Consider the following 266-nt stretch of genomic DNA (forward strand, 5'->3'; position numbering starts at 1 on the left):
TTCATCGAAGACAGCAAGGCCACCCTGGGCTTGCGCAACTTCTATATCAATACTGATAACCGTGACGGTCCTGGCGCGAACAAGAACGAAGAATGGGGCCAAGGCTTCGATCTGCGTTTCATCTCGGGTTACACCCAAGGTACCGTTCAGTTCGGTGTTGACGCTATTGGCCTGTACGGCGTTCGTCTGGATTCCAGCCCTGCCAAGAGTGGTAACTCCAGCGGGAGTGCTTCCGGTGGCACCATCTTTCCAAGCGACGGCAACCG

1 protein-coding gene is annotated in these 266 nt (G+C 55.6%); it reads left to right on the forward strand.

Going from position 1 to position 266, the window contains the following annotated elements:
* Window positions 1–266 (forward strand): OprD family outer membrane porin (locus tag SB756_RS30955; protein WP_410913353.1); only part of this gene is annotated, 266 nt, incomplete at both ends.

Source organism: Pseudomonas sp. SIMBA_068 (assembly GCF_046534705.1).
Lineage (GTDB): Bacteria > Pseudomonadota > Gammaproteobacteria > Pseudomonadales > Pseudomonadaceae > Aquipseudomonas > Aquipseudomonas putida.